The sequence below is a fragment of the Nitratireductor sp. GCM10026969 genome (assembly GCF_042660605.1).
Taxonomy (GTDB): Bacteria; Pseudomonadota; Alphaproteobacteria; order Rhizobiales; family Rhizobiaceae; genus Chelativorans.
Genome location: NZ_JBHSUM010000078.1, coordinates 1 through 19470 on the forward strand (window position 1 = coordinate 1; position 19470 = coordinate 19470).

The window sequence follows — 19470 nt, forward strand, 5'->3', positions numbered from 1 at the left end:
GAGCGCCGGCCTGGCGCCCGCTGCGAAAGAGATGGCCGAGCGTCTCAGCGCGCTCGGTCCCGCAATCGACCGCCGGCTGGAGGCCGTGGCCGGAATCGCACCGTCGGGCATGAAATCCCGGATCCACGGGGATTATCATCTGGGCCAGGTGCTCGTTTCCGAGCAGGATCTCTTCATCATCGATTTCGAGGGCGAACCCCGGCGCACGCTGGCCGAGCGCTGTGCCAAGAACTCGCCGCTGCGCGATGTCGCCGGGATGCTGCGCTCGTTCGATTATGCAGCATGGGCGGCGGTCCGGCAGGTCGCCTCGCGCCTGCCCGACCAGGCGCGAGACAGCGCCTCGCTCGCGCGGCACTGGCGCGACCGCATGACAAGCGAGTTTCTGGCGGGCTATTTCCCTGCCACCGAAGGTGCCCGCAATCTGCCAGAGGAAGCGGACGCGAGGCAGGCGCTTCTCGATCTCTTCCTGTTGCAGAAGGGCTTTTACGAAATCAATTACGAGCTTTCCAACCGCCCGGACTGGGTGGGTATCCCGATCCAGGGCATGCTCGACCTGATCGAGGGAGGCGCGGCATGACCTCTCCGGCGCACGCGGCGGAATCCTGGCGCCTGGACGATCCCCACGCGATCGCGGCGCTCGTGGCCGGGCGGCACGGCGATCCGTTCGCCGTCCTCGGGCCGCACGCAAGTTCCGCCGGCACCGTTCTGCGCGTGCTGCGCCCCGAGGCGGAGAGCGCCGAGGCCTTCGACCCCGAAACCGGCAAAACCCTCGCCAAGCTGCTGCGGCGTCACGCGCGCGGCTTCTTCGAGGGGCTGCTGTCGAAGGACAAATCTGTGCCGCGCTACAAGCTGCGCTTTTCCCGCGGCGGTGACGTGTGGGAGGAGGAGGACGCCTACCGCTTTCCCAGCACCTTCGGCGATCTCGACCGTCATCTCTTAGGCGAGGGCCGCCATATGCGGCTCTATGCGAAAATGGGCGCGCACCCGATGACCTGCGACGGCGTGGCGGGGACGCGCTTCGCCGTCTGGGCGCCGAATGCCAGCCGCGTCAGCGTGGTCGGCAACTTCAATTTCTGGGACGGCCGGCGCCATCCCATGCGCCGCCATTTCGGGATCGGCGTGTGGGAGATCTTCATCCCGCAGGTCGGACCCGGCGAGGTCTACAAGTACGAGATCATCGGCGCCCATGGGCAGATCCTTCCCGCAAAGGCCGATCCGGTGGGCTTCAGAAGCGAGGTGCCGCCGGCCAACGCTTCGGTGGTGCACGGGCTGCCCGCCCGCCAATGGGAGGACGCGGACTGGATGCGGGAGCGCGCGGCGCGCAACGACCGCAGCGCGCCCATTTCCATCTACGAAGTCCACCTCGGCTCGTGGCGCAGGCACGATGACGGCGCCTATCTCTCTTATGACGAACTGGCCGATCAGCTCGTCCCCTACGTGAAGGATCTCGGCTTCACCCACATCGAATGCATGCCGGTGAGCGAACATCCCTTCTCCGGTTCGTGGGGCTATCAGCCGATCGGCCTTTTCGCGCCCACCAGCCGCTTCGGCGATCCGGATGGCTTCGCCCGCTTCGTCGACCGTTGCCACAGGGAAGGGCTGGGGGTGATCATCGACTGGGTGCCGGCGCATTTCCCCTCCGACGCCCATGGGCTGGTCGATTTCGACGGCACCGCGCTTTACGAGCATTCCGACCCGCGCAAGGGCTTTCATCGCGACTGGAACACGCTGATCTACAATTTCGGCCGCCGCGAGGTGGCCAACTTCCTCACGGCCAACGCCCTTTTCTGGCTCGACCAGTATCACCTCGACGCACTGCGCGTGGATGCCGTCGCCTCGATGCTCTACCTCGACTACAGCCGCGAGCCGGGCGACTGGGAGCCGAACATCCACGGCGGCAACGAGAATCTCGAGGCGATCGCCTTCCTGCGCGATACAAACATCGAGCTCTTCTCCAATCATCCCGGCGCAACGTCAGTGGCCGAGGAATCGACGGCCTTTCCAGGCGTTTCCCGGCCCGTCTATGCGGGAGGGCTCGGCTTCGGCTTCAAGTGGAACATGGGGTGGATGCACGACACGCTGGACTATATCGGCCTCGACCCGATCCACCGGCGCCACCACCACGACCAGATCACCTTCGGCCTCCACTATGCCTTCTCGGAAAACTTCATCCTGCCCTTGAGCCATGACGAGGTGGTCTACGGCAAGGGTTCGCTCATCGGCCGCATGCCCGGCGACCGGTGGCAGAAATTCGCCAATCTGCGCGCCTATTTTTCCTTCATGTGGACCCATCCGGGCAAGAAGCTCCTGTTCATGGGCGGCGAGTTCGCGCAGGAGCGCGAATGGAACCACGACTGGCAGCTCGAGTGGCACCACCTCGACGATCCGATGCATCGCGGCGTGCGCGATCTGCTGCGCGACCTGAACGCGCTCTACCGGAACCAAAGGGCGCTGCACGAGTTTGACTGCGACGTCGAAGGGTTCGAATGGATCGACGCCTCCAATCCGGATCTGAGCGTGTTCGTTTATTTGCGCAAAGGATCAGGCACAACTGCGCCCATTCTCGTCGCCTTCAATTTCACCCCCCTCGTGCGGGAGGACTATCGGATCGGCCTGCCGTGGGCGGGGCGGTGGCGCGAGCTCCTCAACAGCGACGATGCCCGCTACGGCGGTTCGGGGTTCATGAACGGCGTGGTGAATGCCGTGGAAGAACCCTGGCACGGCCGCCCCGCCTCGGCGTCCCTCAGGCTGCCGCCGCTTGGCGCCGTGGTGCTGGGCTGGGAGCAATAAGCAAAGGAAGACGGTGTGCGTGTCCGCAATGGCCTTCCATATCCTCTCGGCACCACCTGGGACGGAGCGGGGGTGAACGTCGCCGTCTTCTCGGCCAACGCGGAGAAGATCGAGCTTTGCCTTTTCGACGCCAAGGGAAAGCGCGAGCTCAAGCGCGTCGCTCTGCCGGAATATACCCATGAGGTCTGGCACGGCTATTTCCCCGATTTGCGGCCGGGCCAGGTCTACGGCCTGCGCGCTTACGGTCCCTACGAGCCCGGCAGGGGGCATCGCTTCAACCCGAACAAGCTCCTGATCGACCCCTACGCGAAGCTGCTTCTGGGGGATTTGCGCTGGCACGATGCCTGTTTCGGCTACCGTGTCGGGTCATCGCGCCAGGACCTTTCCATGGATCGGCGCGACTCCGCCTTCGTCATGCCGAAATGCGTCGTCACCGACACCGCCACCACCTGGGGGGACGATGTGCGCCCGCAGACGTCCTGGGACAATACGGTGATCTACGAAGCCCATGTGAAGGGCATGACCGCCCTGCACCCGAAAGTGCCGGATCAGCTGCGCGGCACCTTCGGGGGGCTGGCCGACTCGCGCGTCATCGATCACCTGGTCAAGCTGGGCGTCACGGCCGTCGAGCTCATGCCGGTCCAGGCCTTCTTCGACGATCGTTATCTCGTCGAAAAACGCCTCTCAAACTACTGGGGCTACAATACGATCGGCTTTTTCGCCACGGCGCCCCGCTACACCTCGCCGGGCGGCGGCGTGCACGAATTCAAGCGCATGGTGCGCAAGCTGCACGAAGCCGGGATCGAGGTGATCCTCGACGTTGTCTACAACCACACGGCGGAAGGCAATGAGATGGGGCCGACCCTTTCCTTCCGCGGTCTCGACAATGCCAGCTACTACATCCTCGGCGACGACCGGCGTTACTATTTCGACACCACCGGCTGCGGCAACACGTTGAACCTGAAGCACCCGCGCGTCCTACAGATGGTCATGGATTCGCTGCGCTACTGGGTCGAGGAATGCCATGTCGACGGATTCCGCTTCGATCTCGCCACCGCGCTTGGGCGCGAAAGGGACAGCTTCGAGCCGTCGTCGGTCTTCTTCGACACGGTGCGTCAGGATCCCGTTCTTTCGCGGGTGAAGCTGATCGCGGAACCCTGGGATCTCGGCCCGGACGGATACCAGCTCGGCAACTTTCCGCCCGGCTGGGCGGAATGGAACGGCGCCTGCCGCGATTGGATCCGCTCTTTCTGGCGCGGCGATGAGCACATAGCGCCCGACCTTTCGAGCGGATTGCTCGGCTCTGCCGCCATGTTCGACCGGCGTGGGCGCCGCCCATGGGCGAGCATCAACCTCGTCACCGCCCATGACGGCTTCACGCTTGCCGACCTCTACGCCTACAACGAACGCCACAACGAGGCGAACCAAGAGGACAATCGCGACGGCCACGGCGACAACCGCAGCTGGAATTGCGGCGAGGAAGGGCCGACGGAGGACCCCGAGATCCGCGCTCTGAGGGCCAAGATGCGGCGCAACGCCATCGCTACCCTGCTTCTGTCGCAAGGCACGCCGATGATCCTGATGGGAGACGAGGTGGGTCGCACGCAGCACGGCAACAACAACGCCTATTGCCAGGACAACGAGATGAACTGGCTGCCGTGGGAGGACATTGCGGCCGAAGACGAGGCGTTCTTGCATTTCGTGCGGCGGATGATCACCTATCGCCGGTCGAGCTCACACCTGAGCGGTAAGTATTTTCTGCACGGACGGCCGGTCAACGGCGGTTTCCTCGACGTCACATGGCTCCGTCCGTCCGGCGAGCGGATGAGCGACGAGGATTGGCAGGATCCGGGCCTGAGGAGCTTCGGCCTGATGCATTGCGACGAGCGCCGGGCATGCCTGCTGATCTTGCTGAACGCCTCTCCCGAGCCGACGGAATTTCACCTGCCCCGTGAACTGGGTGTGCCGGGGTGGCAGGTGATCATGCGCACCGAAACCGGCCAGTGGCCGGTCTGGGATGCCATTCGCACGCCGGGCAGCATTCAACTGGCCGAGCGTTCCATGACCATTCTGGAAGGGCGCGGACGATGACGCTTCAGCAGTCCGAATATCGTTGGGGAGCCCGGCTCAACGATGACGGCTCCGCGGTTTTCCGCCTTTGGGCGCCTGCGCTCGACCGGCTGAAGCTGAGAACCGGCCAGAAAGACGAGCGGGAGATGGAGCGCCGCGCCGACGGCTGGTTCGCGCTTCGTGTCGACGATCTGGCCGAGGGAACACAGTATCAGTTTGTCCTGCCCGACGGCGTGGCGGTACCGGATCCCGCCTCGCGCGCACAGGTGTCCGGCGTGCACGGGCCGAGCCTGCTGGTTAGTCCGCACTACGACTGGAAGATGCCCGGCTGGAAGGGGCGCCCCTGGCACGAGGCGGTGGTCTATGAACTCCACCCGGGCACTTTCGCCTCGCCCGGAGGCTTTGAGGGCATCCTCCGCAAGCTCGACCACCTGGCCGAGACCGGCTTCACGGCGATCGAGATCATGCCCGTTGCGGAGTTCTCCGGCAATCGGGGCTGGGGCTATGACGGCGTCCTGCCCTATTGCCCACATGCCGCCTATGGCGGCGTTTCCGGGCTGAAGCACCTGGTCGACGCCGCCCATGAGCGCGGGCTGATGATGATCCTCGACGTGGTCTACAACCATTTCGGGCCGGACGGGAATTATCTCAGCGCCTATGCGCCCGACTTCTTCGACCCCGAACGCCAGACGCCCTGGGGGCCGGCGATCCGCTTCGAGGAACCGGCGGTGCGCGATTTCTTCCTCGACAACCCGATCTACTGGCTCGAGGAATTTCGCTTCGACGGCCTGCGCTTCGACGCCATCGACCAGATCGAGGATCAAAGCGAGATGCCGATCCTGGAGGAAATGGCGCGGCGGGTCCGCGAACGCTTGGGCGATCGCGCAATCCACCTGATGACGGAAGACGAGCGCAATATCGTCGGCCTCCATCCCTATGACGAGGAAAACCGTCCGAAGCTTTTCACGGCCGAATGGAATGACGATTTCCATCACGCCGCCCACTGCATCGCGACGGGCGAGGACGCCGGCTATTATGCGGGCTTTGCGGACGACGCGGTCGGGCATCTGGCACGTGCCCTGGCCGAGGGCTTCTGCTATCAGGGCGAGCCCTACGCGCCCCGTGAAGGCCAACCGCGCGGCGAGCCCAGCACGGATCAGCCGCCCGTCGCCTTCGTCGACTTCCTGCAGAACCACGACCAGATCGGCAACCGCGCCTTCGGCGAGCGGCTCACCACCATGGCGGACGAGGAAACCGTCGAGCTGCTCACCGCCGTCCTCCTGCTCAACCCGCAGATACCGCTCGTCTTCATGGGCGAGGAATATGGCGAGACGAACCCGTTTCTCTTCTTCACCGATTTCCATGGCGAACTGGCCAAGGCGGTGCGTGAGGGGAGGCGCCGCGAATTCGCCTCCTTCAGCCATTTCAGTAAGGAGAATGCCGAGCGCATTCCCGACCCGAATGCGCTGTCCACCTTCGAGGACTCCGCTCTCGATTGGGATCGCGCCAAGACCGAGGCGGGCCAACGCCGGCTGGCGCTCTTCCGCCGGCTCCTCGAGACGCGCCGGAGCCATGTCGTGCCGCTTCTGCCGGGTATGCGATCGATGCAAGGTCAGGCGCAACGGCTGAGCCAGGGGGCGTTCCTGGTGTGCTGGACGACGGATCGCGGCCCGCTTCTCCTGGCTGCAAACTTCGGCACGGATGAAGCCGCAGTCGACGAGCAAACCGACGGGCTGGAACTGGTCTATGAAAGCCGTGACGGCCTTCTTGCCGCGCTTCAGGAAGGGCGGCTTCCACCGCGCGGCGTCATTTTCGCATCGGGAGCCGGGCAATGAGGGATAGCCTCGACCGGCTGGCCGCCGCCCATGGCATCGTGCGCACCTACCGCGCGCTCGACGGCACGACGGCGCAAGCCTCCGAGGAGGCGGTCAGGGCGCTTGTGCGGATTCTGGGCGGTGAGGGGGAGGATAATCCGCCCCCGCCACCGGGGCGATGGCCGCCCGCGCCGAAGGCGCCGAAGGATGCAGCCTGCTTCATCCCGGATTTCCTGAAAAGAGGCAGAGCATGGGGCATCACCTGCCAGCTCTACAGCCTGCGCTCGGACAGGAACTGGGGTATTGGCGATTTCGAGGATATTGCCCGGCTGGGCGAGATGGCGGCGCGGAAGGGTGCGGATTTCCTGGGCGTCAATCCGTTGCATGCGCTTTTTCTCGCCGACCCGGAGAGGGCGAGCCCCTTTTCGCCGAGCGACCGCAATTTCCTGAACCCGCTCTATATCGCCGTTGATCGGGTCGACGGTTTCGAGCCTCGGCAGGATAGAGACGAGGCGGCGTTCTCCGCCCTCCATGAGGGCGAACTCGTCGACTACGGTGCCGTGGCCCGTCACAAGCTGACAGCCCTTCGCCGTATCTATCAGCGCACAGGCGCTGACGGCGACAAGGGCTTTGCCGCTTTCCGGGAAGAAGGCGGCGCAGCACTCCGCCGATTTGCCCTTTTCGAGGCGATCAGCCGAAAGATGGCGGAGCGCGGCTTCGGGGCCGGCTGGCGCTCCTGGCCCGACGAATTGCACGACTCCGAGGGCGAGGCCGTCGAAGAGTTCGCCCGCGCGCACGCGGACGAGATCGATTTCATGGTCTGGCTGCAGCGGGTCGCCGACCGGCAACTCGGCGATGCGGCCGCGCGCCTGCTGGACGCGGGCATGCGCATCGGCCTCTATCTCGATCTTGCGGTCGGCACCGCGCCCGACGGCGCGGCCACCTGGAGCGACCCGACGCTGACGATCGCCGGCGCCGAGATCGGCGCGCCCCCGGACATGTTCAACCCGAACGGTCAGCGCTGGGGGCTGGCGCCACTCTCGCCGGCGGAGATCGCCGCGCGCGATTTCAAGCCCCTTCGCCGCTCCTACCAAACCATCCTGCGCCACGCCGGCGCGCTGCGCATCGACCATGCCATGAGCCTTTACCGGCTCTTCTGGATCCCGGAAGGTTTTTCGGCGGGAGAGGGGGCCTATGTGCTCTATCCGATGGAGGAGATGGTCCGTACCCTCGCGGCGGTCTCCCAGCGTGCCGGCGTGATCATTATCGGTGAGGATCTGGGCGTGGTGCCACGCGGATTCCGCGCGGCGATGGACCGTGCTGGCCTGCTCGGCTATCGCGTCTTCTATTTCGAGCACGAGGGCCAGGATTTCGTTCTGCCGGAGAAGTGGCCGCGCTCCGCGCTCGCCTGCGTAGGCAGCCACGACACGCCGACGCTTGCCGGCTGGTGGACGTGCAGCGATATCGACACGCGCGCGCGGATCGGGCTTTTCGAACCGGTCGCCGCACGCAAGGAGCGTGCGAAGCGTTTGGTGGAGAAGGGACAGGCCCGGGCCCTGCTGCGCGCCCTGGGCATCGAGGCGCAGGACGAATTCGACGAGACGGTCGTGGCCGGCATCCACCGGCTTGTCGCCAGCACTCCCGCGCGGCTCTTCGCCGTGCAGATGGAGGATCTCCTCGGGCTTGCCGAGCAGCCGAACATTCCCGGCACCGTCAACGAACATCCCAACTGGCGCCGGAAGCTTCCCGTGTCCCTGGAGGAAATCGAGGAGGCACCGATGCCGCGCGCCGTGCTTCGTGCCATCGCGGAAGAAAGGCCGCGCACCCCATGAGCTTCCCCCGCGCGACCTACCGGCTGCAGTTCCGCGACGGCATGACTTTCGAGCGGGCGGCGGAAATCATCCCCTATCTGGCAGAACTCGGCGTCAGCCACCTCTATGCGTCGCCGATCTTCACCGCCGCGCCAGGCTCCACCCACGGCTATGACGTGGCCGACCACCAGGCGCTCGATCCCGCACTCGGCGGCGAAGAGGGCTTTGCGCGTCTCGCTGAGGCGCTGAAGGAGAACGGCCTGGGGCTCATCCTCGACATCGTCCCCAACCACATGGCCGTATCCACCGCCAATCCCTGGTGGCGCGATGTGCTGAAGCATGGCCGGGACAGCGCCTACGCGCATCACTTCGATATCGATTGGGAAGCGCCGAGGCTGCTCCTGCCGGTCCTCGGCGAGCCTTATGGCGAGGCGTTGAAGAAGGGCAAGCTGGAGGTGCGGATCGATGCGGAGGCCGGCGAGCCCGTCATCGGCTACTACGACTTATCGCTGCCCCTTGCACCCGGTTCTCTTCCCTGGGGTTCGGAGAGGGAGGAGGCCGACTGGAACGAACTGCTCGCCCGGATCAATGCCGACAAGGACCGCCTGCACCAACTCCATGAAGCTCAAGCGTGGCGTCTGGCCTACTGGCGGCTGGCGCGCGAGGCGCTGACCTACCGGCGCTTTTTCGAGATCGCCGATCTGGTGGGCGTGCGGGTGGAGGATGCAGCGGTTTTCGCCGATGTCCATCAGCTGCCGCTCCGGCTCGTGCGCGAAGGCATCGTGGACGGGCTGCGCATCGACCACATCGACGGCCTCGCCGATCCGAAGGGGTATCTCACCGATCTGAAGAACGCATCGGGGCTCGATTGCGTGCTTGTCGAGAAGATCCTGGGGCCAGGGGAGACCCTGCGTGGCGACTGGGCGTGTGCGGGCACCACCGGTTACGAATTCGCGCGCCTCGTCACCGCGCTGCAGGTCGATCCCCGCGGCCGCGAGGCGATGACGGCGGGCTGGACCGCCTTCACGGGCGACGATCCGGATTTTGCCCGGCAGGCGCTTATCGCCAAGCGGCGTATGCTCACCGTCAATCTTGCCGGAGAACTGTCGGCACTGGTGCGCCTCGCCGAAACGATCGCGGCGGAGCATCTCGCCACCCGCGACTTCGGCCCGGATGCGCTGCGGATGGCCATCGTCGAACTCGCCGCGGCTCTGCCTGTCTATCGCACCTATGTCGACCGTGACGGCCCCTCGGACGAGGACCGCGCCCTGATCGAGGACGCCGTCGCGCAGGTCGAGCGCGGTCGTGCGGTGGAGGATGACCGGGTTGTCGCCTTCGTGGCGTCGCTGCTGCTCGAACCGGCAGCCGGTTCCAAGGCCCGGAGCACCTTCATCGCGCGGTTCCAGCAGACGACCGGCCCGCTCATGGCCAAGGCGATGGAGGATACGGTCTTCTATCGTTACAACCGTCTGGTCGCCCTGAACGAAGTGGGCGCGGAGCCGGACGCCTTCGGAATGGAGCCGGCGGCCTTTCATGGGGCGATGCAGGCGCGGGCGGCGGATGGGCCCCACGGTCTCTCCGCCACAGCGACGCACGACACGAAGCGCGGCGAGGATGCACGCGCGCGGCTTGCCGTTCTGAGCGAGATGCCCTCGGAATGGTCATCCGCCGTCGCGCGCTGGCACGACGCAGCATCCGGGTTGCGTCAGGCGCTGCCGGACGGGCCTGCGCCGGACCCTGGGACGGAATGGCTGTTCTACCAGGCGCTCGCCGGCGCCTGGCCCGCCGACCTTCCGATGGATGACGAAGCGGGGCTGCAGGCGCTGTCGGAACGGCTTGCCGCCTTCATGACAAAGGCCCTGCGCGAGGCCAAGCAGCGCACGAGCTGGACCGACCCCAACGCGCCCTTCGAGGCGGCGGTCGAGGCCTATGTCCGGCACCTCTTTTCGCCCGAGCGCCGGACGCTTTTGGAGGATGTGCGCGCGGTCATCGCCGCGCTGGAGCCCGCCGGGCTCGTCAACAGCCTTTCGCAACTGGTGCTCAAGCTCACGCTGCCGGGTGTGCCGGACATCTATCAGAGATGCGAACTGATGGATTTCAGCATGGTCGACCCGGACAACCGGCGGCCGGTCGACTTTGCGCTTCGGGAAACCCTTCTGCAGGAGGTGCGCGCCATGCCGGCCGGCGCGGCGATGGAACGCTGGCGCGAGGGCGTGCCCAAGCTCTGGCTGCTGGAGAAGCTGCTTCGCCTGCGGAGCGAACGTGCCGAGCTGTTTGCCGAAGGCGGATACGCGCCGCTCGAGGTAAGCGGCGACAGGGCACGGCAGGTGCTGGCTTTCGCGCGCAGGCAGGGGCGGCACCGGATCGTTGTCGCCGTGCCGCGGCTGGTGCACCGGCTCACATGCGAAAACGGTTTGTCGCGCCTGGCGGAGGCGTTTTCGCAAACCCGCCTGCATCTGCCGGCCGACAAGCCCTTCACGAGCCTGACCGGGGCAAGGATCAAAGACCGGCAAACACCCTTGTCGGTGCTCTGGAGTGATATTCCGGTGGCGGTCCTGATGGCCGAGTAACACCATCGGCGGCAGCGGCGGCTATTTCCTGTTTTTTCGGGAGGGCGTTTGCTCGGTCTTCGGGTTTGTGGTCCGGCGCGTGCGTTTCGGCGGCTGCGGGACGTCGGCTTCGCCGACCTGCGGGCCGGGCGCGACATCGCTGCCGTCCGGATCGCCGAGACCGTGCGCCAGCGGTTCGGTTTCGCCTTCGCCCGGTTCCGGAACGGCAGCCGGCTGGCCGTCTTCTATCTCGCGGCGCGCCTTTTCCCAGTGCTCTTCGGCGCGGCCTGAAGGGCGGCCTTCCTGCTCCCAGATTTCGTAGGCGCGCGCTCTGATCTTGTCTTCGTTTCCTGGGATCATGTCCGGGGTCCTCCGTCTCCGTTCCAATGCTTCTTCCGCCACAAAGGTTCCGCCCCAAAAACTGCCTCGGCGTCCCAGCGCGCCGGGAGACGCTCTTGACAAATTCGTGCTGATGTGAAAAATTTTTCATCAACTGATAAAAATATCAAAGCGGTCAGATGGCAGGGTTCGGGGACGGCCAGATCAGGGATAATGACGCCTCCATGGCGGCACGCGCGGCATGGCTGCACTATGCCGGCGGGCTCACCCAGGCGGAGGTCGCCAAACGGCTCGGCCTGACCAGCCTCAAGGCGCACCGCCTGATCACCAGGGCCAACCAGGAAGGGCTGGTGAAGGTCTATATCGACGGCGAGGTTTCCGAGTGCGTGGCGCTGGAGAACGCGCTGTCGGACCGTTACGGGCTCGACTACTGCGAGGTCGTTCCCGATTTCGATGCCGACGATCTGCCGCTCAAGGCGCTCGGCATGGCCGGCGCTCAGTTTCTGAAGCGCGAGATCGAGCGCGGCGAGGAGACGCTGATCGGCGTCGGCCATGGGCGCACGCTGGCCGCTTGCGTGGAATTCCTCCCGAGAACGTCCGCCGGGAAGACGAGATTCGTCTCGCTTCTCGGCGGACTGACCCGCAAGTTCGCCGCCAATCCGCACGACGTCATCCACCGCCTGGCCGAGCGCACCGGAGCCGAGGCCTATGTGATGCCGGTGCCTTTTTTCGCCAATTCCGTCGAGGACCGAACCATTCTTCTCGGCCAGAAGGGCGTCGGCGAGGTCCTGGACCTCGCCAGGGCGGCCAGCCTGCTTCTCGTCGGCATCGGAACGGCCGAGCGCGAGGCCTCGCTGGTGGCCACGGGTATGCTCGAGAAGGGCGAGCTCGAGGAGATCAAGCACGACGGCGGGGCAGGGGAGGTGCTCGGCCATTTCTTCGATGAAAACGGCGCCCCGGTCGAGACCGCGCTGTCCGACCGCGCACTGGCGCTCTCGCGGGAGGAACTGAAAGACCGCAGGATCGTCGCCGTCGCCGGCGGCAAGGTGAAAATCCGCGCCATCCGGTCCGTGCTCGAAAGCCGGTACCTGAAAGGAATGATCACAGACGAGCGAACGGCGCGGACGCTCGTGGAGGAGACCCCGGTCGGGTAGCCGGATCGCCGCAAGGCAACTGCCCAGAAAAGTGGAGGAGACATCGATATGTATGAAAAAGAGAAAGACCTCGTAGGTGCATTCCTGCGCGGCCAGGTGGACCGCCGCGGGCTCATCAAGGGCCTGGGCGCTATGGGTGTCACGGCGGCGACCGCCGGCACGCTTTTAAACATGGCGCAGACCCGCGCGCTCGCCCAGGATTTCGACTGGAAGGCGCATCAGGGCAAGACCGTCAAGCTCTTGCTCAACAAGCACCCTTATGCCGATGCGATGATCGCCAACCTCGACAACTTCAAGAAGATGTCGGGGATGAACGTCGAATATGACGTCTTCCCGGAGGACGTCTACTTCGACAAGGTGACGGCGGCCCTGTCTTCGCGCTCGTCGGAATACGACGCGTTCATGACCGGCGCCTACATGACCTGGACCTACGGTCCGGCGGGCTGGATCCCGGATTTGAACGAGTGGATCAACGATCCCGCCAAGACCAATCCGCACTACGCCTGGGACGACATGCTGCCGGGCGTGCGCGCTTCCTGCGCCTGGAACGGACAGCCCGGCGGGGAACTGGGCTCGGCCGATGCCAAGCAGTGGTGCATCCCCTGGGGCTTCGAACAGAATAACCTGTCCTACAACCGGGAGATGTTCGAGAAGGTCGGTGCTGAGGTTCCGGCCAACATGGAGGAACTTCTGGAGGTCGCGGCTAAGCTCACCAAGGAGGTGGGCGGCGGTGTCTACGGCATCGGCGTGCGCGGTTCGCGCTCCTGGGCGACGATCCATCCGGGCTTCCTGTCGGCCTACGCCAATTTCGGCCAGAAGGACCTGGCCGTCTCCGGCGACGGCAAGCTTTCGGCGGCCATGAACACGCCCGAATCCAAGGCCTTCCACGCCCAGTGGGTGAAGATGATCCAGGAGAGCGGGCCGAAGGACTGGTCCACCTATACCTGGTATCAGGTCGGCGCGGATCTCGGCGCCGGCGCATCGGCCATGATCTACGACGCCGACATCCTCGGCTACTTCATGAACGGCGGCGACAACAAGATGGCCGGCAAGCTGGCCTATGCGCCCTTCAAGGCCAATCCGGAGGCCGAGGCGCCGACGCCCAACATCTGGATCTGGTCGCTCGCCATGTCCGAGTTCTCGCGTGACAAGGATGCCACCTGGAACTTCCTGCAATGGGCGTCAGGGCCCGAGCACGCGCTGTTCGGGGCAAGGGAGATGGACTTCGTCAATCCCGTCCGTGCCTCGGTCTGGGAGGACGAGATGTTCCGCGAGCGGCTCAACGAGAGCTATCCCGGCTATGTCGAGCAGTTCGAGGTGTCGGCGCCGGGCGCGAGTATCAAGTTCACCCCGCAGCCGCTGTTCTTCGATCTCACCACCGAGTGGGCGGCGACCCTGCAGCGCATGGTGGCCAACGAGGTGCCCGTGGACGAAGGGCTCGACCAACTCGCGGCCAGTCTCGACCGGCAGTTGAAGGATGCCGGCCTCGGCTGACCGGCCGCAAGGCTTTACATGACGCTGGTCCGCGGCCGCTTTCCGGCGGCCGCGGATTCCAGGCCTCTTCTGCAAAGAGACCCGCCCTTTGCGCCCGACCATGGAGTTGGAAATGTCCGTCGCAGCCCCTGTCCGCAGATCCGGATCGGGATTCCGCATCAGCAAGCGCGTTCTGCCCTATGTGCTCAGCCTGCCGGCCCTTCTGGTCTGCATCGGCATCCTCATCCCGTTCATCACGGCGATCGTCTATTCGCTCCAGCGCTACCGGTTGAGCCAGCCCTGGGCGCGGCAGTTCAACTGGGGCGAGAACTACGTCGATTTCCTTTCCGACCCTGCCTTCTGGAACACGCTCCAGATTTCGCTCATCTATGCCGGCCTGACGGTGATCCTGGAACTGGTGCTCGGGCTTGCGATCGCGCTGCTTTTGCAGAAGCGCACCACGCTCAACAATTTCATTTCCATCATGCTGCTGATGCCGCTGATGACGGCGCCGGCGCTTGCGGCGCTGATGTGGAAACTGATGACCAATCCGGGCTTCGGCATCCTGAGCTATCTCGCCACCCTCGTGGGGCTGGAGGATTTCCGCTGGGCGTCCTCGCCCTCGACGGCGCTCTTCACCGTCGTCCTAGTCGACATCTGGGTCTACACGCCCTTCATGATGATCCTGCTGCTCGCCGGCCTGCGCAGCCTGCCCACGCAGCCCTTCGAGGCCGCAGCGCTCGACGGCGTGCCGCGCAGCTTCGTCTTCTTCCGCATCACGCTGCCGATGCTGATGCCCTACATTCTGACGGCGACACTCTTCCGGCTGCTCGATTCCATCCAGCAGTTCGACATCATCTACGCCATGACCCAGGGCGGCCCCGGCAACAAGCTGACGGTCTTCCAGGTCGAGGCCTATCTGAACTTCTTCCAGTCGACCAATGTCGGCCGTTCGGCGGCACTGCTCCTCGTCCTGTGGGCGATCACATTCTTCCTTTCCAACATTTTCGTCAAAAATTGGCTGCGCCTGCGCGAGCGGGCGCGCGGCGAGGCGTGAGGAGGGCGGCGCCATGCAACACACATCGATCCTCGAGCGGCTCCTGCGCGGCATCGCGCTGACCCTGGTCGTCGTTTTCTTCATGTTCCCGATCGTCTGGATCGTTCTCATGTCCTTCCAGACGAACGAGACGATCCTGTCGATCCCGCCCTCGGTCGTCTTCGAGCCGACGCTTTCCAATTACAAGGCGCTGATCACCGGCAGGCTGGAAACGGCGGCGGGTACGCTCGACATCGCCTTCATGCGGAACCTGTGGAACTCGGTCATCCTGTCGGTGTCCTCGGTGGCGCTGGCGCTGCTCCTCGGCGTGCCGGCGGCCTACGCCTTCGCGCGGCACAAGTTCCGCGGTTCGGAGGACATCGCCTTTACGCTTCTGTCCTTCCGCTTCGCACCGCCGCTGCTGGTCGTCCTGCCGCTGACCATCTACTTCCAGCAGATTGGGCTGGCCGACACCTATGTCGGGCTCGTCTGGGTCTACCAGCTCATCTGCCTGCCGCTCATCCTGTGGATCGTGCGCGGCTATTTCGAGGATATCTCCGCCGACATCGAATATGCCTACCGCATCGGCGGCCATTCCTGGTTCGCCACCTTCCGCAAGATCGCGCTGCCGCTCGCGGGGCCGGGCATCGCCGCCGCGGGGTTGCTCGCCTTCATCTTCGCGTGGAACAATTTCGTCTTCGCGCTGGTGCTGGCCTCGGCCGACAAGCAGCCGGTGACGGTCGGCGCACTCGCCTTCGTCACGGCCTCGGGCATCCAGTACGGGCAGATCGCCGCGGCGATCGTGCTGTCCATCGCACCGACGCTGGCGCTCGCCCTCTACGCGCAACGTTATCTCGTCGAAGGCCTGTCCCTCGGCGCGGTGAAAGGATGACGGCCATGGCCACCCTGGAACTCAAGAACATCGTCAAGCGCTTCAAGGGCCAGACCGTGCTCGACGATTTGACCCTGTCGGTCGCCGACGGGCGGACGCTGGTGCTCTTCGGCCCCTCCGGAGCCGGCAAGACGGTGCTTCTGCGCCTGATCGCCGGCGTCATCGACCCGGACGAGGGGCGCGTTCTCATCGGCGGCGAGGACATGGCCGATGTCGACGCGGAGTATCGTGGCATCGGCATGGCCTTCCAGAATTTCGCCCTTTTCCCGCACATGACGGCGTTCGAGAACATCGCCAGCCCGCTTCAGGCGCGCAAGGTCTCGCAAGGATCCATCCGTGCCGGGGTGGAGAAGGTGGCGCGGCTTCTGAAGATCGATCACGTGCTGAGCCACAGGCCGAAGGCGCTCTCCAACGGCCAGAAGCAGCGCACCGCGCTCGCCCGGGCGCTGGTCGCCTCGCCGCCGCTGCTTCTCCTCGATGATCCGCTGCGCAATGTCGATGCGAAGCTGCGCTTCGAGATGCGGCTGGAACTGCCGCGGCTCTTAGCCGATCGCGGCGCCACCGTGATCTATGTGACCCAGGACTACAAGGAAGCGATGGCGCTCGGCGACCGCATCGCGGTGATGAACGAGGGGCGCCTTTGCCAGCTCGGCACGCCGGAGCAGATCTACAGGGAGCCGGCGGACATGGAGATCGCGCGGCTCTTCGGCGATCCGACCATCAACCTCCTTGACGTGAAGCCGGCCCGGGACGGGCGCGGCGTCTCGGTCGGCCTTTCCGGCGTGCAGGTGTATCTGCCGGATGCCCCGCGGGAGGCCGTTGGCCGCGATTGCGTGATCGGTCTGCGGCCCGAAGCGCTGTCCTTCGTCGAGGAAGGGGCGGCCGGCGCCTTCCCGGTGACGGTCGAGGCAGAGACCCCGCTCAACGAGAAGACCGTGACGCTGGTGCGCACCGCGCGCGGCCGCGAAATCCTGGTCTCGCGCCCGGCCGGCACGCCCGGTCCCGCCGAAGGGGAGGCATTTATCGCCGTCGACGGCGCAAGCGCGCTTCTGTTCGACCGCATCAGTGGCGAGCGCTTCGGCGCGAACCGGACGATCCCGTTCAGGAGAGGAGAGGCGGCATGAGCGATACCGTGCTTTCCATCGACCAGGTCGACAAGTTCTATGGGCCGATCAGCAGCGGCGTGCATGCGGTGAAGGATCTGACGATGGAGATCGAGAAGGGCGAGATCGTCGCGCTTCTAGGGTCTTCGGGCTGCGGCAAGACCTCCACCCTGCGCATGATCGCCGGATTCGAGGAGGCCTCGCGCGGCTCGATTTCCATCAAGGGGCGTAAAGTGCATCGCCTGCCGCCCGTCAAGCGCAACGTCGCCATGGCTTTCGAGGGCTATTCGCTCTATCCGCCGCTGACGGTGAAGGAGAACATCGCCTTTGCGCTGAAAGCGCGCCGCATCCCGCAGGCGGACGTGGAGGAGAAGGTCGCCGAAATCGCGAGACTGCTCGAGATCGGGGATATTCTCGGGCGCTATCCCTCGTCGATTTCCGGCGGTCAGCAGCAGCGCGCGAGCCTCGGCCGGGCGCTGATCCGCGAAGCGGACCTGCACCTCCTCGATGAACCCATGGGGCAGCTCGAGCCGCAGCTCCGGGCGCTTCTGCGCGGACGCATCAAGCATTTCATCAAGGAGCGGGGCCTGACGGCGATCCTGGTCACCCACGACCAGACCGAGGCCAACGCGCTCGCCGACCGCATCGCGGTCATGGAAGGCGGCGTGCTGCAGCAGTTCGACACGCCGCAGGCCATCAAGGAGCGGCCCGCCAATCTCTTCACCGGCACCTTCATCGGCGAGCCGCCGATGAACGTGTTCGAGGCCTCGGTGAAGGGGAAGGGCGGGCGCCTGACCCTGGGCCTCGAAGGTGGTTTCTCGCTCGACTACGAAGAATCGGCCTTCGCCCCGCAGGTGCGCGATGCGCTCTTTCAGCGCGGACGCGTCGTCGTCGGCGTGCGGCCCTATGCGGTTCACCGGAGCGAGAACGGCGCGCCGGCGAGCGTGGCGGCCAACCAGTGGCTCGGTGACCAGACCCACATCGCGGCCGATTTCGCCGGCGGCTCCATCGTGCTGGTCGAGCACGATCGCACGCGGCTGTCGCCCGGCGATCCGATCGCCATCCGCATAGACCCGGGCGATCTGCATATCTTCGACGCGGCAAGCGGTGCGGCCGTCTCCCATGGCGGGGAGCTCGCCGCATGAAGGACGTGCTGATCGGCATCGATGCGGGCACTTCGGTCATCAAGTCGGTGGCCTTTGACGCGGCGGGCCGGCAGATCGCCATGGCCGCCGTGCCGAACCGCTACGAGACCTTGCCGGGGGGTGGAGCCGAACAGGACCCGGCCCGTACCTGGACCGATACCGCCGAGACCCTGCGCCAACTCGCCGACAAGGTGCCGGATCTGGCCGGCCGCACGGCCGCCGTCGCGGTGACGGGGCAGGGCGACGGTACCTGGCTGATCGACGGCGAAGGCGAGCCGGTCGGAAACGGCTGGCTGTGGCTCGATGCGCGCGCGGCGGACATCGTCGAGGAAATGCGCGCCGGAACGGACGATCGCGCGCGCTTCGAGTCCACGGGCAGCGGGCTCGCCGCCTGCCAGCAGGGCCCGCAACTCATCTGGATGAAGCGTCACGCACCGGAGACCCTCGCGCGCGCCGAAACCGCATTTCACTGCAAGGACTGGCTCTACTTCCGCCTGACCGGCGAGCGTGCCTGCGATCCTTCCGAAAGCACCTTCACCTTCGGCGATTTCCGCACGCGCGCCTACAACGAGGAAGTCGTGGCCGCCCTCGGCCTTGAGGATCTGCGCCGCCTTCTCCCCGAGACGGTCGACGGCACGAGGCATCATGCACCACTTTCGCAGGAGGCCGCACGCGCCACGGGCCTTCACGCGGGGACGCCGGTGGTGTTGGGCTATGTGGACGTGGTTTGCACGGCGCTCGGCGGCGGGCTTTATCAGGGGAATGTCTCGCCGGGCTGCACGGTGATCGGCTCGACGGGCATGCATATGCGGCTCGTCCGCGGGGCCGAGAACGTGCATCTCAACGACGACGCCACCGGCTACACCATGACGATGCCGATCGACGGGGTCTACGCGCAGATGCAGTCGAACATGGCGGCGACGCTCAACATCGACTGGGTGCTGGGGCTCGCGGAAAGCATCCTCGCCACCCAGGGCATCGAGCGCACGCGCGCGCAGATGATCGCCCTGGTGGACGCGTGGATCGAGGAGGCCCGGCCGGCCGCGCTTCTCTACCAGCCCTACGTGTCGGAGGCGGGGGAGCGGGGGCCTTTCGTGGACGCCAATGCGCGGGCCGGCTTCCTCGGCATCTCCAGCCGGCACTCCTATGCCGACATGGTGCGCTCCGTGTTCGAGGGTCTCGCCTTCGCCTCGCGCGACTGTTACGGGGCGATGGGGCCGGTGCCCGGGGAAGTCATGCTTCTGGGCGGCGCGGCGCGTTCGGCCGCGCTGCGCAGGATTCTCGCCGCCGTCCT

At 65.7% G+C, this 19470-nt stretch carries 14 protein-coding genes; 13 read left to right on the forward strand and 1 reads right to left on the reverse strand.

The genetic code is table 11. The features are described from left to right. From ACFP9U_RS15555 to treY, 6 genes are all read left to right on the forward strand, one after another. Window positions 1-577: phosphotransferase (locus ACFP9U_RS15555; protein ID WP_378622773.1), on the forward strand; the 577-nt coding region annotated here is incomplete at its 5' end. Further along, window positions 574-2790: a 1,4-alpha-glucan branching protein GlgB gene (gene glgB / locus ACFP9U_RS15560; RefSeq protein WP_378622774.1), complete on the forward strand. Its 2217-nt coding sequence runs from the start codon at window positions 574-576 to the stop codon at window positions 2788-2790. The genes ACFP9U_RS15555 and glgB, both read left to right, overlap by 4 nt. Window positions 2791-2805: 15 nt before the next feature. Continuing rightward, complete coding sequence (gene glgX / locus ACFP9U_RS15565; protein ID WP_378622776.1) at window positions 2806-4881, forward strand: glycogen debranching protein GlgX; 2076 nt, start codon at window positions 2806-2808, stop codon at window positions 4879-4881. Next, window positions 4878-6695: a malto-oligosyltrehalose trehalohydrolase gene (treZ, locus tag ACFP9U_RS15570; RefSeq protein ID WP_378622778.1), complete on the forward strand. Its 1818-nt coding sequence runs from the start codon at window positions 4878-4880 to the stop codon at window positions 6693-6695. Before glgX ends, treZ begins: the two co-directional genes overlap by 4 nt. Further along, the gene (gene malQ / locus ACFP9U_RS15575; RefSeq protein WP_378622779.1) at window positions 6692-8506 is read left to right on the forward strand and encodes a 4-alpha-glucanotransferase; all 1815 of its coding nucleotides are present in this window, start codon (window positions 6692-6694) and stop codon (window positions 8504-8506) included. Before treZ ends, malQ begins: the two co-directional genes overlap by 4 nt. Then, window positions 8503-11055, forward strand: coding sequence for a malto-oligosyltrehalose synthase (treY, locus tag ACFP9U_RS15580; RefSeq protein WP_378622781.1), 2553 nt, complete (start codon window positions 8503-8505; stop codon window positions 11053-11055). The genes malQ and treY overlap by 4 nt, the downstream gene beginning before the upstream one ends. 21 nt (window positions 11056-11076) lie before the next feature. On the opposite strand, the gene ACFP9U_RS15585 is transcribed toward treY, so the two are convergent. Further along, window positions 11077-11436, reverse strand: a complete 360-nt coding sequence (locus ACFP9U_RS15585; protein WP_378622782.1) for a DUF2934 domain-containing protein — start codon at window positions 11434-11436, stop codon at window positions 11077-11079. A 116-nt stretch (window positions 11437-11552) separates the two neighbouring features. On the opposite strand from ACFP9U_RS15585, the gene ACFP9U_RS15590 reads away from it, so the two are divergent. From ACFP9U_RS15590 to ACFP9U_RS15620, 7 genes are all read left to right on the forward strand, one after another. Next, complete coding sequence (locus ACFP9U_RS15590) at window positions 11553-12527, forward strand: sugar-binding transcriptional regulator (RefSeq protein WP_378622784.1); 975 nt, start codon at window positions 11553-11555, stop codon at window positions 12525-12527. Between the two features lie 48 nt (window positions 12528-12575). Continuing rightward, window positions 12576-14021, forward strand: coding sequence for an ABC transporter substrate-binding protein (locus ACFP9U_RS15595; protein ID WP_378622785.1), 1446 nt, complete (start codon window positions 12576-12578; stop codon window positions 14019-14021). A gap of 112 nt (window positions 14022-14133) precedes the next feature. Next, on the forward strand, window positions 14134-15057 hold the full coding sequence (locus ACFP9U_RS15600; protein WP_378622786.1) for a carbohydrate ABC transporter permease: 924 nt from the start codon (window positions 14134-14136) through the stop codon (window positions 15055-15057). 13 nt (window positions 15058-15070) lie between these two features. Beyond that, window positions 15071-15928: a carbohydrate ABC transporter permease gene (locus ACFP9U_RS15605; protein ID WP_378622787.1), complete on the forward strand. Its 858-nt coding sequence runs from the start codon at window positions 15071-15073 to the stop codon at window positions 15926-15928. Window positions 15929-15933: 5 nt separating this feature from the next. Next, window positions 15934-17052, forward strand: a complete 1119-nt coding sequence (locus tag ACFP9U_RS15610; RefSeq protein WP_378622789.1) for an ABC transporter ATP-binding protein — start codon at window positions 15934-15936, stop codon at window positions 17050-17052. After that, entirely contained in the window at window positions 17049-18176 is a 1128-nt protein-coding gene (locus ACFP9U_RS15615; RefSeq protein ID WP_378622790.1) for an ABC transporter ATP-binding protein, read from the forward strand. The genes ACFP9U_RS15610 and ACFP9U_RS15615 overlap by 4 nt, the downstream gene beginning before the upstream one ends. Next, the coding region (locus ACFP9U_RS15620) for an FGGY-family carbohydrate kinase (RefSeq protein ID WP_378622792.1) at window positions 18173-19470 on the forward strand (1298 nt) is incomplete at its 3' end. The genes ACFP9U_RS15615 and ACFP9U_RS15620, both read left to right, overlap by 4 nt.

Excerpts from the sequence above, each read along its gene's own strand:
- treY (WP_378622781.1), top strand. The coding sequence starts at position 8,503 with ATGAGCTTCCCCCGCGCGACCTACCGGCTGCAGTTCCGCGACGGCATG.
- glgB (WP_378622774.1), top strand. The coding sequence starts at position 574 with ATGACCTCTCCGGCGCACGCGGCGGAATCCTGGCGCCTGGACGATCCC.
- malQ (WP_378622779.1), top strand. The coding sequence starts at position 6,692 with ATGAGGGATAGCCTCGACCGGCTGGCCGCCGCCCATGGCATCGTGCGC.
- ACFP9U_RS15615 (WP_378622790.1), top strand. The coding sequence starts at position 17,049 with ATGAGCGATACCGTGCTTTCCATCGACCAGGTCGACAAGTTCTATGGG.
- ACFP9U_RS15590 (WP_378622784.1), top strand. The coding sequence starts at position 11,553 with ATGGCAGGGTTCGGGGACGGCCAGATCAGGGATAATGACGCCTCCATG.
- ACFP9U_RS15610 (WP_378622789.1), top strand. The coding sequence starts at position 15,934 with ATGGCCACCCTGGAACTCAAGAACATCGTCAAGCGCTTCAAGGGCCAG.
- ACFP9U_RS15600 (WP_378622786.1), top strand. The coding sequence starts at position 14,134 with ATGTCCGTCGCAGCCCCTGTCCGCAGATCCGGATCGGGATTCCGCATC.
- ACFP9U_RS15595 (WP_378622785.1), top strand. The coding sequence starts at position 12,576 with ATGTATGAAAAAGAGAAAGACCTCGTAGGTGCATTCCTGCGCGGCCAG.
- treZ (WP_378622778.1), top strand. The coding sequence starts at position 4,878 with ATGACGCTTCAGCAGTCCGAATATCGTTGGGGAGCCCGGCTCAACGAT.
- ACFP9U_RS15605 (WP_378622787.1), top strand. The coding sequence starts at position 15,071 with ATGCAACACACATCGATCCTCGAGCGGCTCCTGCGCGGCATCGCGCTG.